At 48.0% G+C, this 16,664-nt stretch carries 16 protein-coding genes; 6 read left to right on the top strand and 10 right to left on the bottom strand.

The genetic code is table 11. The features are described 5' to 3' along the window. Positions 1–38: 38 nt before the first annotated feature. Entirely contained in the window at positions 39–164 is a 126-nt protein-coding gene (locus tag V202x_RS28035) for a hypothetical protein (RefSeq protein WP_261343746.1), read from the top strand. Between the two features lie 107 nt (positions 165–271). Here V202x_RS28035 and V202x_RS25570 read toward each other — a convergent pair whose 3' ends face one another. The 5 genes from V202x_RS25570 to aroE form a co-directional block, all read right to left on the bottom strand. After that, positions 272–2,122, bottom strand: a complete 1,851-nt coding sequence (locus V202x_RS25570) for a hypothetical protein (RefSeq protein WP_145179637.1) — start codon at positions 2,120–2,122, stop codon at positions 272–274. Between the two features lie 274 nt (positions 2,123–2,396). Beyond that, positions 2,397–2,759 carry a carboxymuconolactone decarboxylase family protein gene (locus tag V202x_RS25575; RefSeq protein WP_197993094.1) on the bottom strand — a complete coding sequence of 121 codons (363 nt, stop codon included), beginning with the start codon at positions 2,757–2,759 and terminating at the stop codon, positions 2,397–2,399. A 226-nt stretch (positions 2,760–2,985) separates the two neighbouring features. Then, the gene (locus tag V202x_RS25580; protein ID WP_145179639.1) at positions 2,986–4,263 is read right to left on the bottom strand and encodes a prepilin peptidase; all 1,278 of its coding nucleotides are present in this window, start codon (positions 4,261–4,263) and stop codon (positions 2,986–2,988) included. Between the two features lie 24 nt (positions 4,264–4,287). Further along, positions 4,288–4,812, bottom strand: a complete 525-nt coding sequence (locus V202x_RS25585; protein ID WP_145179641.1) for a shikimate kinase — start codon at positions 4,810–4,812, stop codon at positions 4,288–4,290. Between the two features lie 11 nt (positions 4,813–4,823). Then, positions 4,824–6,320, bottom strand: a complete 1,497-nt coding sequence (gene aroE, locus V202x_RS25590) for a shikimate dehydrogenase (protein ID WP_145179643.1) — start codon at positions 6,318–6,320, stop codon at positions 4,824–4,826. 277 nt (positions 6,321–6,597) lie between these two features. Between aroE and V202x_RS25595 the strand changes: the two genes are divergently transcribed. The 5 genes from V202x_RS25595 (at position 6,598) to V202x_RS25615 (ending at position 12,559) form a co-directional block, all read left to right on the top strand. Next, positions 6,598–7,092: a cupin domain-containing protein gene (locus tag V202x_RS25595; RefSeq protein WP_145179645.1), complete on the top strand. Its 495-nt coding sequence runs from the start codon at positions 6,598–6,600 to the stop codon at positions 7,090–7,092. Then, positions 7,070–7,642 carry a TetR/AcrR family transcriptional regulator gene (locus tag V202x_RS25600; protein WP_197993095.1) on the top strand — a complete coding sequence of 191 codons (573 nt, stop codon included), beginning with the start codon at positions 7,070–7,072 and terminating at the stop codon, positions 7,640–7,642. The genes V202x_RS25595 and V202x_RS25600 overlap by 23 nt, the downstream gene beginning before the upstream one ends. A 111-nt stretch (positions 7,643–7,753) precedes the next feature. Continuing rightward, on the top strand, positions 7,754–8,803 hold the full coding sequence (gene rsgA, locus V202x_RS25605) for a ribosome small subunit-dependent GTPase A (protein ID WP_145179649.1): 1,050 nt from the start codon (positions 7,754–7,756) through the stop codon (positions 8,801–8,803). Between the two features lie 243 nt (positions 8,804–9,046). Beyond that, the gene (locus tag V202x_RS25610; protein WP_145179652.1) at positions 9,047–9,523 is read left to right on the top strand and encodes a hypothetical protein; all 477 of its coding nucleotides are present in this window, start codon (positions 9,047–9,049) and stop codon (positions 9,521–9,523) included. Positions 9,524–9,865: 342 nt separating this feature from the next. Beyond that, positions 9,866–12,559, top strand: a complete 2,694-nt coding sequence (locus V202x_RS25615) for an MGH1-like glycoside hydrolase domain-containing protein (protein WP_145179653.1) — start codon at positions 9,866–9,868, stop codon at positions 12,557–12,559. A gap of 21 nt (positions 12,560–12,580) precedes the next feature. Here the strand turns inward: V202x_RS25615 and V202x_RS25620 are convergent, their stop codons facing one another. The 5 genes from V202x_RS25620 to V202x_RS27935 form a co-directional block, all read right to left on the bottom strand. Further along, on the bottom strand, positions 12,581–13,015 hold the full coding sequence (locus V202x_RS25620) for a VOC family protein (protein ID WP_145179655.1): 435 nt from the start codon (positions 13,013–13,015) through the stop codon (positions 12,581–12,583). Positions 13,016–13,081: 66 nt separating this feature from the next. Continuing rightward, a complete protein-coding gene (locus V202x_RS25625) occupies positions 13,082–13,882 on the bottom strand; it encodes a hypothetical protein (RefSeq protein WP_145179657.1) in 801 nt (266 codons plus the stop codon). A 181-nt stretch (positions 13,883–14,063) separates the two neighbouring features. Next, entirely contained in the window at positions 14,064–15,611 is a 1,548-nt protein-coding gene (locus V202x_RS25630) for a sulfatase family protein (RefSeq protein ID WP_145179659.1), read from the bottom strand. A gap of 10 nt (positions 15,612–15,621) precedes the next feature. Further along, complete coding sequence (locus V202x_RS25635; RefSeq protein WP_145179661.1) at positions 15,622–16,125, bottom strand: hypothetical protein; 504 nt, start codon at positions 16,123–16,125, stop codon at positions 15,622–15,624. 315 nt (positions 16,126–16,440) lie between these two features. After that, positions 16,441–16,664 (bottom strand): hypothetical protein (locus V202x_RS27935; protein WP_232098714.1); only part of this gene is annotated, 224 nt, incomplete at its 5' end.

Genomic DNA, 16,664 nt, shown 5'->3' on the forward strand with positions numbered 1-16,664 from the left:
GGCTGATATGAAGCATGATGCGAGCTGGTTGGAGATTCATGATGAAAAGCATGATTACGCGCGTGCTAGCGCAAGTCGAAGATGGCCAGTTGCATCCCGGTGCGATTCCACTCAAGAAACGCTACTACACCTGTAAGACAATCCCAGAAAACTACATCCGTTAATTTGACAAAAGAAAGTTCGCGAAAGTGGTCTGTTTCATCGCAACTCGGACAAGTAATGACTTGATGGAAGTGTAATATGAGTAGCAATACACTTCGTTGTTAGGCTTTTAAGCGTTTGGCGAATAGAAAAATCGAACAACCCAAACCCCTCCTTCCAAAGAAGGGCTTTCACTGAGTTCCCAATTGTCTGCTTCGGGACCGGTTTTGGAGGGAATGATTGTAATCCCATTTTGCCCGGAAAGACTGCATTCAAAGCCTAATATCGTTTTCCCGTTATCTGGTGAATAGGTCCACTTCGCCTGATAGGGAGTTTTAGACGCCTGCGTACTATAGCCTCCGGCAGTCGAGCCAGCGGGAACCGTTTGTGGAAGATCAAGTTCTGACGAACTGCTAGAACCATTTATCTCACTGCTGATGAGGGTTAAGTTTTGAGAAGTGTCGTTATTGGTCAACAGAATTGCCATCGCCGCTGTGGTGACCGTTCCCAAGTAGAGGTTAACAAAACCGACCGTCTCATAATTGCCACCGCCACCTGGGATCACAGGTGGATTTGCTGTGTACCAATAGGTGTCCGGATTGGAGTAGCCTTGCAATCGATCTGTAAAGCCACTGCCATACGCTTCGCTATTCAAAGCAATGGCATACAGGTATTGATCGTAGTGGTCTGTATTGGAATCGAGGGCGGAACCGATCCAGTCAGTCAATGTTCCCTGGGCACCTGCGAGGGATAGGAGAAAAAACAACTCGCCTGTCATTAAGCCCCCGACCGTCGGCGAACTGAAGGTCGTCCCATATAAATTGGTGTTGGTTGCAGTGGCATGCGCATCAATATTCACTGTACTGGCAGACCAACCGAAAACCATACCCGCCATCAAATCGCCGACAACTCTTCCCCCTAAGTCGTTCTCAATGCCTGTAGTGGAATAAGCGGTTTCCGTTCCGCTTACCGTGTATACAACAACATAAGGTGGATTGTTACCATAGATTCCTGTTCCCGCATTTAAATTGGCCTGCGTGATATAAATACTGAAAGCACCTGACACACTCCCGGTACCACTAATCACAACGCCGGGCGTACCATTCGTAATTCCCGCGTTAGTCAGAACCGGATCATTGTTGGGATTCAAGTTGGTTGTGAATGTGGCCGTTGTATTGTAGCTCTGAGCCTGATCAAAACCGGGAACCTGAGGAGTATAATGCTTCCCCCCACTATAACCAAACAACGCACCACTGAGAGCATAACTGGGGGGGATTCCTGTGGACGGGCTAGTATAGCTGCAGACATTGAGTGGATTTGTTGCCGTCGTTGATTGCAACGTGGTCATCAAACTGGTCCAGTTATGATAGGCGGAAGGATCAGCCGCCGATGACCTGACCCGCACGGTTTTCGAACCGTTCGAAACCGCAGCACCACTTGGAACCAGCTCTTTCACATTGGAAAGAATATCGATTGCCGATGTCACAGGGTTCACTGAAGTTGCCAGCAGGGCTGCACCACTCGTGGCATTGCTAACCATCGTCGCCGCGGGTGCAGAAACACCATCCACATATGACAAGTCCATATTACTGGATGTGGGGGTTGGTGCTGGTAAGGTTTCCCCATCCACCGTTGGTTCAAAAACAATATAGGGGCTGGTCCCCGGGTCCCCCGGATTGGGTGCTTGTGTCAGTGCCGTAGGTCCGTAGTTGATATAGACGCGACCAGAAAATCCATTGAGCGAAAATGTATATTGTGCTGTATTTCCAAAGTAAGGCAGATTGGGAACGGGTGCTAATAAATCTGCAAGATTAAATGACCGCCATGTCGATGTAAAATCCGTAACCACTTTTGATCCAATGGTCTGATTTGTACCTGTGTCAGTAAAGGTACCTGCAAACGAAACCCAGATTTGGCTTTCAGGATACTCAGTCTGATTGTTGGTAATGACAAAAGGAGTATTAATATAAGTACCAGACATGTTGAGCCTCAGTATAAGATAATTGGGGTTTTTTCTTACTAGCGTTAAAGAAAGTCAGTTTGTAGAACTTAATTTTCAATTCAAAAGTCGCTCCGAAACATAAGTCGCGGTTCTAATGATCGCCTACACCTCACGATGCTATTACTTTGTGACCTAAAATATAAGCGGCTAGTCATAAGTAACATTTAACTAAACCGCTTTTCGGTAAGCGACGTCAAGCAGATACGTCTGCCTTCTGTCTGTACGCAGCCTTAGCTCCGTAACATTGTGCTTTCTAGACAGTGCGTTCTGTAAATTGGTCGAGCGCCTCGATCGCATGCGTTGCGTAGACCACGCTAGTCCCACCGCCCATGAGTATGGCCACACCCAATGCATCGGTAATCTCCTCCTTGGTGGCACCGGCTTCGAGTGCATCATAGGTATGGTGAGCAATGCAGTCGTCGCAGTGCGTAACAACACTAATTGCCAGGGCAATCAACTCTTTTGTCTTAGTGTCGAGAGCGTCAGCAGCCATAGCTGCCTTGTGAACACCCCAAAAAGCTTTCATTACAGAAGGATGGGATGACGAGAGGCCGCGAGAATTCTTCTCAAAGTTATGCAAAATGTTGGGATAGGAAGTGGATGTTGTGTTGCTCATGGCATATGCTCTCCGTGTACTAAAATAAACATATGTATTCTAACAATTAATATTCAATTGTCAAAATTTTACGAGCAAGCTAGACAGTTTCTGCTTATGGGACAAGAGGCCACTTGCAATCAGAGAAATAAAGAAACAAAGTCTGAAAATTTTGGATTGAGTCGATGTAGCTCATGTTGCAAACCTCCATATGGACCAGGGTCGGATGTAGTTCTATAACAGGAACCTAATGCCCTTTTTTCCACTGATGGTAGTTTTGCGTCCCCCGACCTGCTCGGGTACCAGACCAACCACTGAGATCCCAACGTCCCTGAGTTTCATCTGCGTTCTCCCCTTCCTGATAGCTCAACTGATCGGCGGACGTCCATTCTTCAATCCAGATAGTTTCCGAATGCATGGGAATCCCTAATAGCTTCTTCATCAGTTGGGTTGTCAGTAAACAAGCCGCCAGCAGGACTAACATCACGATGGCTAAGATTGGCAGAAGAGGACCTAAATGGCAAATACGTTCAGTGAAAGGCCAGATCTCGGGCCAGCCCAACAGCACGAGTAACGCTCCCAAACTGAGGTAAGGGCCAAACGGGATTTCGCGTGTCTGTCGAAAAAAAATGGAAACCGCCACAACGCCCAACGCACAAAGCGGTGAGATCACAAAAACTGTCACAGTTGCCTGCCAGCCGAGGAAGCTACCTATGACGGCCATTAGAATCACATCGCCAAAACCCATCGCCTCTTGTCGTAGAGTCCAATAACCTATAATCCGAACTGCCCAGACCACTCCCCCGCCCACAATCATTCCGACCAGACTAACGGTCAGACCATGTAGATGCGGGTACTGGGCCACCCACTCTGGTACCTTCTCGACAACAAAATATTCACTGTACTGCTTCGGAAAATAGACTGCCATTAAACGAACGACCGATGGTTCCTGAAACCAGACCGGAACCAAATAAAACAGACCAAACAAGAAAGATCCAATCAGCCCAATCCATAACGCGGGCATCGTAGCGCCATCGGGAATAATTTTAAGATCAAAGTCGATGAAAGTCGCAATCATCAACGATTCAATTAAAACGAGATGAAACAGATAGCGCAGGTTGAGCAACATCACCGGCGTCATCCATGAATCTACAACTAATGGGTCGGGTGCATAACTGGAATACAGGCCGCTTGCCTGTAGAGTTGCCTGATCCCCAAATGGAACTTCTGCACAATATAATAATACGAAAATCACACCGTTTAGCAGTTCCACAAACGCTTCGCGATGCGAACGCTGGTAAGAAAATGTGGATTTGCGAGACCGTGTTAAATAGACGCCGATAATTGGAATATGGTAGCGAGACCAAAGGTGACGCATTCTACGTCCCACGCGTTTCCAGGCTGCCCCTACTCTTTCTTCGCGAGGAATTTCTTCAATGCAAATATTGATCACACGCCCCAAACCTGCTCCCAGCAGAAACAGCAAGAATAAAATGATGTTGGGGTCGATTCCAAAGGGGGTCATATGTGGGAAAACTTTCGTTGGGCCTTAAGAGGATGAGTCCAAGACTGTCATAATCTCATCGACAATTTCTGAAACGGTTTTTGAATCCGTCTCGATAGTAATCGTAGCACACTCCTCATAAACAGGTTCACGCTGACTAAGCAGGTGTTGAATTTCCTCAGCCCCCTTGAGGGTGGTTAACGCGGGCCGACGACTCGTTGTTGAATCATCCTGAGAAACGCGTTGTGTCAATGCCTCCACACTTGCCCGTAGCCAGATCACGGGACCCGCTGACTGGACTTCACCGCGCGTCTCTGTATTTAAGATAGCACCTCCACCGGCGGCAATAATCAGTTTCTCACGACCGCGCAAAGACCGCATGACTTCACGCTCAATCTGACGAAAGTAGTCTTCCCCTTCCTCAGCAAAAATCGCTGCGATCGATTTACCAGCAACCCGCTCGATTTCATCGTCGGCATCAATCCAGGCAAAGCCCAACTTTTCCGCTAAAGGAACAGCAACACTACTTTTCCCGCTGCCTCGATAGCCAATTAACGTAATAATCGTCATTCCCGAATTCCCTAGAGTTTACCTACTGCCGAAATTCCTTTTCGCAGCGTTGTTCGCATAGCTTCCAAGGGCGCTTCTCTTCCGGTAAACAACTTGTACTGGGCAGCTGCCTGACGCACAAACATTTCGATTCCTGAAATGGTTTTACATCCGCGTTCGCGCGCCTGTTTCAGTAAAAGTGTGTTTTCCGGATTATAAACTGTATCGAATACGAGCATATCATCCATGAGGAGATTTTGTGCAAATGGTGTCTCATTCACATTGGGATGCATCCCGACAGCAGTACCATTGACCACAATATCGTAACGTCCTCCTCCTCGATTTTCCCAAGTGGTATAAGAGCAACCTAACTCATCAGCCAGCTTTTCTCCTCGAACGCGACTTCGATTCGAAATCGTCAAAGCACCACCTGCATTCATAATTCCAGCCCCGATGGCCCGCGATACTCCACCGGCGCCTAATAAGAGAACTTGTTTACCATTAATCGGATCACTTGCCGATTCTCCCTTGGGATCAAGCCCCAGTCGAATGCTGTCGAGCGCTGCCTCGTAGTCTGTATTACGAGCCTGCCAGGTATTGTCTTTATCACGAAACAACGTATTAGCAACTTTCATTGTCTGGGATGCTTCATCCGCCTCACCAGCCAATTTGAGTGCCCCGGCTTTATGTGGAATCGTGACGCTATAACCTTGTACGTTGAGCCAATCAAATTCCTTCAGTGTCTCTCCCAACCTGTCTTTGGGCACTCGAAACGGAACATAAACAGCATCGATTTTGTCATAACGAAACGCGGCATTGTGAATTAAGGGGCTCAGACTATGGGCAATCGGATCGCCAATCACACCATACAAGGGTGTCTCCGGACCAATTTGATCGTATCGATAAATCTGACTCATCTCTGAAAATGACAATTGCCCGGGGGCTAATTCTCGTTCACGGCTAAAAGTGGCGTAGGTAAAGGGAGAACCATATTTTCCACAAAGGATACGACTCATCACGCCATATTCTCCCATGCAGAAACCGATCATCGGTACTTTGGCATTCGCCACCAGTTTCAACATGCGAACCGAGTCATCGGGAGAATTGGCCATCGTGACCAATTTCACAATATCGGGATCTTTCTCACAAAGAGAAGTATAAATCTCTTCGAGGTTGTCGGGTGTTTCATCGAAATTGTGATGGCTGATGATGCGTTTCGTTTTTCCATAGCGCGGAATTTGATCAGCAATGTCGTCTTCCAGATCGACATATTCGACTTCGGAGACGATGGCGGTTCTGAGTACCGCCTGCCTCTGTTCTTCGGAACGTTTCCAACGCCCTTTATCTTCCGGCCTGCGACAAGTGATAACCACCGGCGTAGGACGATCTTTAATGAGACGGTTCACATCCGGTGAGCGCGCGACCCAATCCAGGCGTAACTCCACGAGTTCTGCCCCCTTCTCTGCCAGGGAACGATGTTCCATCATCACCATTTTGTGCCGGGTTCGACCGATGCTGACACAAATCATTGATTCTCTTCTACTTTCTTATTTGATCTTTACTATCGGCAAGCGAGGGATCAGTTCTCTTTCCCCCTCTGAATTAACAATTATACGATTTAGCGAGGCAACAGTGTAACCAATATCGTACCTTGACTCAAACAAGTGTCTAGCTGTCTCAATTTTTAATTCCAATTTTGAAAACCGCGCACATTTTCGTGTTGTAATGAATTACGATTGACTAAACATAACGAACGTTATATAACGATCGTTATATTCAAAATGATCATCAAGAAAAGGAATCAAAATGAAGAACTCAATACATGAGCAAGTAACTCAAGGTCAGGGATTTGACATTTTTGAAGCAGGTCCTCACAACAGTTGGAGTGATTACCGACTCGCCCCACCAGAGACTCCTTTTCCTGTTCGCGGGAAATATTTTCTTAAAAATTTGTTGAAGTCAGAGGGGCTTGAAATGTCGATTAATGTTCTCCCTCCCGGCAAAGGGATGCCGTTTGTGCATCGACATACTATGAATGATGAAATCTATTTCATTATTCAAGGTACAGGTCAGTTTCAGCTCGGAAACGAAGTTCTGGATGTGTCTGATGGTTTCTTTCTTCGAGTTTCACCAGAAGTTCCTCGTTGCTGGCGAAACCATTCCGATGAACCGTTATACTTTCTAGTGATTCAATACAATGTAGAAAGTCGAATCGCAGGAGGTACTTCGGATGGCGAAATCGTCGATCAGCAAATCATCTGGAAACAAGGGCCACAGGATGAATCAACCCTCAGACCGTAAACAGCGTTCACGTAAAAGAATATTAGAGGCCGCTTTGCACGTATTCCAACGTGAGGGTTATGTTGGGAGTGGCGTGGATGGCATCATGGAAGAAGCCGGCATGACATCCGGTGCCTTCTACGGACACTTCGATTCAAAATCCGAAGTGTTAGGGAGTAGTCTGGTGCAGTTCTTCATCGAAGATCAGGCCGCCATGGGTGGAGCCTTGAGTAAAGCTGAGACACCAGAAGAACTCATCAATATCATGCTCCGCTATCTCTCCAGTAAACATTGCGAACAGGTAGAAGCAGGTTGTTCGATTCCTCCCCTCTTATCTGACTTGGGTCGAGCAGACGAACAAACCAAGGCTCAATTTGAAGAAGTCATTCTCTGGATGACTGAGCAATTTGCCGAACGCTCCCAAAACGAATTCACGAAACAAGAAATACTGGCAACACTGGCCCTCTGTTTTGGTGGACTTGCACTGGCACGCGCCGTTGAATCTCCTGCGCTTTCTCGACAGATTCTCTCTGCCTGTCGTAAAAATTTACCCTTAAAGAAAACGGGATGAGCTATAATCTAGGGGTTTTTACACCTTAATTTTCTCAAAGCGAACCTCATGCCTCAGAATGGTGTCCTCCGCTCACCAACGAATCTCTCTTGAAGTTTGGAGTGTCGCTTGATGGATTTTGAAACACCCCACGATCTTGGCTGGAAGCGCTGTTTCGAGCAACAATTATCAATTTCGGAAATGCAGGATTGCCTTGTCGCTCGCGTCGGTTCGCATCTGGGGAGCCAAGTGCTGGTTCTGTCTGTAAATGCGGAGATGACGCTACCGATATCATTGATTGAGTCGTGCGGCGAGGTGACAGTCGGTGATTGGCTACTACTCAATGCCACTACTCATCGCGGTGTGCGACGACTCGAACGAGATTCACTCATCGCCAGAAAAGCAGCCGGCGAACAAGCAAAGTCACAACCCATTGCAGCAAATATCGATACTCTGTTCATTGTCAGTTCATGTAACCATGATTTCAATCTTTCCCGATTAGAGCGTTATCTTGCTTTGGCCAGTGAGGCGCAGGTAACCCCCATCGTAGTGTTAACAAAGTCTGATTTAGCTGAAGATGCAGAGCTGCCTCGGCAACAGGCAACACAACTCAAATCCGGTTTAATTGTGGAACTGGTTGATGCTCGCGACTCTCAGCAAACCAGTGTGCTCTCAGACTGGTGTCGCATCAATCAAACCGTGGCAATTGTCGGTTCGTCGGGAGTCGGTAAGTCTACGCTGGCAATGTCACTCGGGGCAGAGACCCTGAAAACACAGGGAATTCGTGAGGACGACTCAAAAGGCCGGCACACCACCACGGCTCGTTCCATCCATCGGCTGAATTCCGGTGGTTTACTGATTGACACTCCCGGAATGCGTGAATTACAACTTGCCGACTGTGAAGAGGGCGTCTCCGAAGTATTTGATGAAATTATTGAATTGGCACAGTTCTGTCGCTTTCGAAATTGTAATCACAACGGCGATCCCGGATGCGTTGTGCAGGAGGCCATTGAACGTGGTGACCTTTCTGCTCGAAGACTCAAAAACTATCTCAAGCTCCAATCAGAACAGGCCCGCAATTCTCAATCGCTTCGCGAACGTCGACAGCAATCACGCAAACTCGGCAAGTTCTACAAATCAGTCCAGGCTTCCAAACAACGCTACCAGAATTATGATGAATGATCGCTAAAACTGATTCTCAATCAAGTGCAATATTTTCACGCTTAGCTGGGAAGTGGATGTGCTAAAAGCAAAAAGACTCGAGGGAGGCTGTCCTTTTGAATCTTCAACCCATTTCCTATCTGGACAAAACTTGAACTTTCAGATAAATAGCATTGCAAGTATGGATCAATGGGAGTGACTTCTGTAGATAATTTCAAGGGTGTTATAATCAGAACTGTTTTTTAAGTGGGGGTAAATAAACAAATGAAACAGGCATTTTTTCTGATCCTTGTTTTTTATACCTCAGACACAATATTGTCTGCCAGTGAGCAGTACCTTCTCCGTGTTGACACGGTGGGATACATCAACTCGACCGAGGGAAGTCCAAAAGAAACAGTCTTAAACAGCATCGAGGTTATCTCACGTCCCAACGAGATATTCCGCTGTAAAGTTCAAACCGGGAAAGATACTCAGATCATGTCCGGCAAACTGTTTTTTGAAGATGGTGAATTTTCTGTCAAGATTCACTATACCTGCTCAGTCGAAAATGGAACCATCGTATCAGGCAAACCTCTGTTAGATAGAACTGAAGTTAAATCATCTAACCTCAAGGTTGTTGTTGGCAAGTCCACACGCATCGGTGGAATGAATACAATAGAAAAAAAGCCATCGCTGCCCCCCACAAAAACCGGGAAACACTTAATTCTGTCTCTCTCCCAATATGAACCTGCATCTGAATAAAGGAGGGGTTCCAAGTAATCAACCTCTTTATCATTCCCCCTCACCATAAGGGTCATGGCTTACGATTAAAGTGAGCAGTACGACACGAGCCGCTAGTACTATCTATGCTGGCTTTTATTCCGGAGTCTTCTATCAACACCATTTTCTGGTAAAATTGCGATTTCATATTCCCGACCGCTAGCTCGCTCTCAATCAGGAATAGATACTCGTTTTTACGATCCGCTATATCGCATTCTGAGAGAATCAGAACTATATTACGGGTATTGAAATACAGATTCCTGCGTCGGAAACAAATTTCTCAGGCATACCAGCCTGACTAAATATTAAAGAGTTGGAATATCTATGTCTGAAATGGAATGGGAGCGTCTTGTCTCAGAAGCGCGTCGTGATCCGGGGGCCAACTGGAAACGTTGGGGGCCCTATCTGGCAGAGCGGCAATGGGGTACGGTGCGTGAAAGTACCGGTGAAGAAGATCCGTGGATCAATTTCACGCACGAAGAAGCAACCTGGCGCACCTACCGTTGGGGGGAAGATGGTCTTTTGGGGATCTGTGATCGGCAATGTCGGCTCTGCTTCAGTCTGGCTTTGTGGAATGGTAACGATCCGATTCTCAAGGAACGGCTCTTTGGTCTAACCGGTCCCGAGGGCAATCATGGAGAGGATGTGAAAGAGGCGTATTACTATCTCGATTCCACACCCTCCCACTCGTATCTGAAAGCGCTCTACAAATACCCGCATGCCGAATTTCCATATGCCCATCTGCGCGAAGAAAACGCACGCCGCTCTCGAAACGAACCAGAATTTGAATTGACTCATACCGGCATCTTTAACGAAGGCCGTTACTTCGATGTCCAGATCGAATATGCCAAGGCAGCGGATGACGATATCTTAATTCGAACGACGATTAGCAACCGCGGGTCGGAAGCCGCTCCCCTACACTTCCTCCCTTCATGGTGGTATCGCAACACCTGGGGCTGGGGGCCCATCCTGGATCGACCCAATCAAAAACCGAGCCTGTCCCAAGCGTCAGAGGATCAGCTCATCGCCAGTCACGAAACACTCGGCGACTTTCAGCTCTACACCGACGTCGGTCCCGATGGGAAGCTCCCTCAGTGGCTGTTTACCGAAAACGAAACCAATACCTGGCGATTCGACGATCCCAACAGCAGACGGCCCTCTTGTAAAGACGCCTTTCACTTAGCAGTCGTCGACGGCATCGAAGGAGTCATCAACCCTCAACCAACGGGAACCAAAGCGGCCGCCCATTTTCAATACACTCTTGAAGCGGGTGAATCCATTCAGTTTCGTTTACGGATGTCGGCAACCCACAGCCTGCCCGCGGATGCGTTTGGAGCCGATTTTGATCGGACTTTTGAGCAACGTATCGAAGAAGCAGATTGCTACGCGAAGTCTCTCGTTTCACCGGGACTTTCCGCGGATGAAGAACAGATTCTGAGACAAGCCGATGCCGGGCTGCTCTGGACAAAACAGTTCTATCACTACGCCATCGACAACTCCTCACAAAACGGAAATGGCGAAGCGGAATCCGCTCCCTCGTATCCTGACCCTGGCACGCCCAACCCTCGGAATGCCGACTGGGGGCACTTATACAATCGCAATATCATTTCGATGCCTGACAAATGGGAATACCCCTGGTATGCAGCCTGGGATTCCGCCTTTCATCTGATTCCGTTTACGAAAATCGACCCCTTTTTCGCCAAGGAACAGGCGATCTTGTTTCTCCGCGAATGGTACATGCATCCCAACGGTCAACTGCCTGCTTACGAGTGGAACTTCAGCGATGTGAATCCCCCCGTTCATGCCTGGGCGTGTTGGCACGTCTATAAAATGACCGCTTCTAATGGTGATCGCGACCGCAACTTTCTGGAACGTGTGTTTCAGAAACTGTTGCTCAATTTCACCTGGTGGGTAAATCGAAAAGACATCCGTGGCAAGCATGTCTTCAGCGGTGGATTCCTCGGACTGGATAACATCGGAATCTTCGATCGCTCCAAGCCGCTACCCACCGGCGGTCACCTGGAACAGGCAGACGGAACCGCCTGGATGGCCTTCTTCTGTTCCAGCATGTTGTCGATTGCCTTTGAACTGGCCGATGGCAATCCCGCTTATGAAGATATGGCCTCCAAATTCTTCGAGCATTATGTCTCAATCGCCGAAGCCATGAACTCGCTCGACGGTACCGGACTCTGGGATGAAGAAGATGGCTTCTACTACGATCACCTTTATCTGAACGGTCGCAGTATCCCGCTGAAGATTCGCTCGATTGTCGGTCTGATTCCACTCTTCACGGTCGACGTGCTGTTCGATAAAACGATCAATAAGCTTCCCGGTTTTAAGAAACGCATGGACTGGTTTCTGCAGAACCGTCCCGAGTTCGCCAAGTTCATGACCTACATGGAACATGATACAGAAGACTCCGAAGACGGACTCCGCCTGTTGGCCATTCCCACCCGTGATCGTCTTTTGAGAATGTTACGTTACCTGTTGGACGAAGATGAATTCTTATCTAACTACGGCATCCGCTCCCTTTCCAAGTACCACGAAGAACATCCGTTTGAATACGAACTCAATGGCGAACTGTTGCGCGTCCAATACCAACCGGCTGAGTCCGACAGTGGTTTGTTCGGCGGTAATTCCAATTGGCGCGGTCCCATCTGGTTCCCTCTCAACTATTTGTTAATTGAAGCGTTGGAACGCTATCACATTTTCTACGGCAAGTCGCTCCGAGTCGAATGCCCCACCCGCTCAGGCAATTACATGGACCTGCAGGAAGTCGCCGATGAAATCCGCAAGCGACTCTCGCGGCTGTTCCTCTCGAAAGAAGATGGCAACCGCCCCTGTTATCACCGCACCGACGATTTACTAAACGACCCGCACTGGTGCGAACTGGTCCTGTTCTATGAATACTTCGACGCAGAAACGGGACGCGGCTTAGGCGCCAGCCACCAAACTGGTTGGACCGCCTTGATCTCACCCATCCTCGGCACTTTGGCCAGCCGTAATAATGGTTCCTGATACTTCCTCCGTTTCGTAAAATCAAGTGGCAAACAATTGTGTTTCAATATCGCGAAATGCTTTGAACTCCAGTGCATTTCCGCTGGGGTCGAGAAAAAACATCGTAGCCTGTTCTCCTGGCTTGCCCTCAAATCGCAGGTAAGGTTCGATCACAAACTGGATCTCCTTCGCCTGTAGTTTTTCCGCCAGTGACTTCCAGCGATCCATCGTCAACACGACACCGAAGTGCGGAACGGGAACACCGTGACCATCCACAGGGTTGGCATGCGAAGCAATTTTTCCAGTGGGGCCCATCTCCGGATTTAAGTGGCACACCACCTGATGCCCAAAGAAATTAAAGTCAACCCATGTCTCGGCACTGCGACCTTCGCTGCAACCGAGCAGGTCGCCATAAAATGCTCTCGCTTCGGCAATGTTACGCACTTGAAACGCGAGGTGAAAAGGATCGAGTTGCATAGAAGAACTCCATATCTTAATGACGACTAAATGAATAAACGCAAAACGGATCAGGCTCCCTGAAGATTATCCCGAAATTTGATCTGCATACGCTTTGGCTCGCAGATACGCCTGAGAATCGTTGGCTTTCAAATCATTCACTCGAGTGATCACAGAAACGAAATCGTTCCCGGCATAGGCTTCATCAGAGGAAATGATTTTGCAGATCTCATGATGTTTCTTGAGCAACTCAACCTGTAAGGTTTCCTCAATCGCACCACCTCCTAACGCATATCCATGAACGGGGCTTAACGCCTCTTCCGCATCATCAACATCTTGTTCAAATGCGGCTAAATCCTGTTCCGCGTTTTTTCTGATCTCTTCAAGCACGTTCAACAGATGGTTGAATCCAATATCAAGCAGCATCAGTAAAACGAGCCCTACAGCAGCTTCAATAAAAAATGATTGCCGAACACCGGACGAGAAATATCCAATCACTCCGAAAATCAAAGTCGCAATAATAATACACGTATAAGTTGGTTTCGTTTTCTTTCTCGCGACAGCGAAGACAACGGGAAACAGAGCGAAGATTGCCACCCCGGCGGCAACTTCGATACAAATCGATTGCCAAAAAGAATCTGCCGGAAGTTGAAATGCCCAAGCCCCCAACCCGATACTGACTAACGCCAATCCCAGGTAAGACAAGATGGGAAGCAGCTTCGCATTTCCCACTTTGAGAGTGTGTCTGAAGCGATGATAACCTTCAAAATTTAAAAATTGTGCAGCAGCATAAGCTTTAAACGCAGGATTTTCATAATCAGGATTCCCTGGTCCTGAGAAACTCCAACTGTTAGGAATCGTTGGTTCCTCTTCTGAATCTGCTACCACTGATGCGACCTCCCCTGCCTTTTCCCTCAAGCCTGATTCTTACAAACTTCACTGATCAACGTGTCATCCACGATGAAACAAATTGGTGCGGACACAGAACTCATAGCACATCGCTCCCAATCACAAAAAATCGTACCACACTGATTCAACCTGTCAACGGAGAGTCTCCTCACACTCGAAATCATTGTCCGCCGTTGCTTCTCCCCTCGCGCACATATTGTTTGAGCAAGGCATGCATCTCTTTCACCTTCTTGGGATGGTTGCGGGAGACATCGGTGGTCTCTTCAACATCGTTGCTCAGATCATACAGCACAACAGAGACCGGTAAGTCGTCATCCACAACCTGCTCGGTGGTTTTCGGACCGTTGACAGTCAGCTTAAACGCACCCTTGCGTATGGCGAAAGTCCCCTTGCTGTTATTGTGCACGATTGCTTCGTGAAACGACGCGGGACGCGCTTCTCCCGTCAGCGCCTTGAAGAAACTTTGGCCGTCTTCCGCAGTGTTCTGATCCAGATTGACATTCAACATCTCCGCCAAAGTCGGCAGAACATCATTGAACACAATCGTTGTCGAACAGATTCCACCCACTTTGATTTTTCCAGGCCAGCGAACACAGAACGGCACACGATGTCCCCCTTCCAGTAAGCCCCCTTTCCAGCCTGCGAACGGTCCGTTACTGTCGTGCCCATGAATAGCGGTGTCACCTCTGACCCAGCGTTGTCGATATCCCTTCGTCCGATTCACCGGCCCGTTATCGCTGGTGAAAATGACCAGCGTGTTCTCTGCAATTCCAAGATCGGCAAGTTTACGTAGCAGCTTGCCAACATGGTGATCAAGTTCAACAACGAAATCTCCGTACGCTCCGGCGCGGCTCTTACCGACAAATTCCTTGTTCGGAACAATCGGATTATGCGGCGTGGTCATCGCGTAATACAGAAAGAACGGCTGATCGGGCCGGGTACGGGTTGCCTGCTCAACAAACTCGCACGCCTTATTCGACAGAGTCGGCACGAGACGATCCATCGTGTAGCCGTCAGCAATAATGTTGTCGTCCCGGCCATACCATTCGCCATACTTTTTCAATGCTTCCGATGAAGTGAGCGTGGGAAGGATTGTCGTTCGGTTGTTCTCGATAAAGGCGGCGGGATTCATCTCCGCAGATCCGGCGGTGCCGAAGGAGTAATCGAACCCAAAGTCTTTGGGTCCTTTCAGGGCGGGTGAAGCGAAATCGATGTTTTGAAAATCCTGATAGTTGGGATTAACGCGAATGTCTTCCCGCGCACTTTCATCGCGGAGCTTCCAATCGATTCCCTGATGCCACTTGCCCACCAACCCGGTCTGATACCCCGCCTCTTTGAGCAGACTCGCAATCGTCTTGCGGCCCGGCTCAATCAGCGTGCCACCAAAGTTGGCCAGATTCCCCCCCGATCCCAGCCGGGTACGCCACATATACCGCCCCGTCAACAAACCGTAGCGAGAAGGAACACAGTAAGACCCCGCGGCATGCGCGTCAGTAAACACCAGACTCTCTTTCGCCAGCCGATCCAGGTTAGGCGTGGGAATTCGACTGTCACGATTGTTGGCAGTCATATCGCCATACCCCATGTCATCGGTGAGGATGATCACAACGTTAGGCCGATCTGTCTTACTCGCCGCCGAAACTTCTTGCGGTGAGGCAAGCGATACCAGCGTTATTAAACAGACCAGGATGAATAAAATACTTCTCATGATGTATTCCTCAGTTGACAGCAGCCGCTTTCAAAGTAGTGCTCACATTCAACCGCTTCCACAAACATTGACTGCTAAATCGCGTACCAGTTCGATGTCTGAATGCAACATTTGTTCTCTCACTTATACAGTAAGCAGAGACCAGATGAAACACTCGCTCCATCACAGAGCCGCCGAGGAGTGGCCTCATTTCTTGCGCGAAAGCCTTTTTCTCAATACTGAATGTTTCTGCGTCTGCGGATCTGAGTACCATAAAACCCACTCGTTTCAGCAAGATTTCGACCGGCAACCCAAAAACCGCTTCCTCATCTTCACTACTTTTTGCCCCGAAATTCACCTTAAAAGCGACAAAATCAAGCCCCAATCGGTCACGAATTGACCAAACCCGAGACATTAAGGCGCATAAATCAAACTTGCCCACCTCGCCCCCTTTGCAACAGTTGCCAAAACTCAAACCACAAACCTTCCACCAGCCAGAATACAAACGCAACAATACGAAAACCAAACACCACATCCCAGACACCTTCTTCACTACAATCAAATAAACCAACCGCGCAGCGAGAATGAATTCTTTCCACACAGACGATACAAATTCTGCGAAAAAAGATTCTATCCGATATCATCCGGCAACGCAGAGATGGAAATCGGGCAGTAGTGTTGAAAGAGCAGTGAGCGAAATGTATGAAATTTACTAACTGAATTGTGGTCTAATTATTCGCGAATTAGCGACTATGTGAATCCAATGGCTTTTACCTGACTGATTGTCATTAGTAGCATCTACTGCGAAAAAAGAGGCAGCATTAGCCGGTTTAATATAACCTTTATAGCTCTAAAGGAAACCGTTTATTTGATAATAAATTTTAAATGCGTTTGAGACTCGTTCGTTAACTTCATCGGAGCAATCACTTGTCATTTCGTGATAAAGCTGGAAATTGCCTTCAAAACTCGGGTAGGATAGGAGACTTGCGAGTGTAAGTTGCTTCAATGATTTAACTTCAATTGACATCAGACGGGCCATCATGATGGAAGAACAGGAATCCTTATCTGTCACAG

Source organism: Gimesia aquarii (genome assembly GCF_007748175.1).
GTDB lineage: Bacteria > Planctomycetota > Planctomycetia > Planctomycetales > Planctomycetaceae > Gimesia > Gimesia aquarii_A.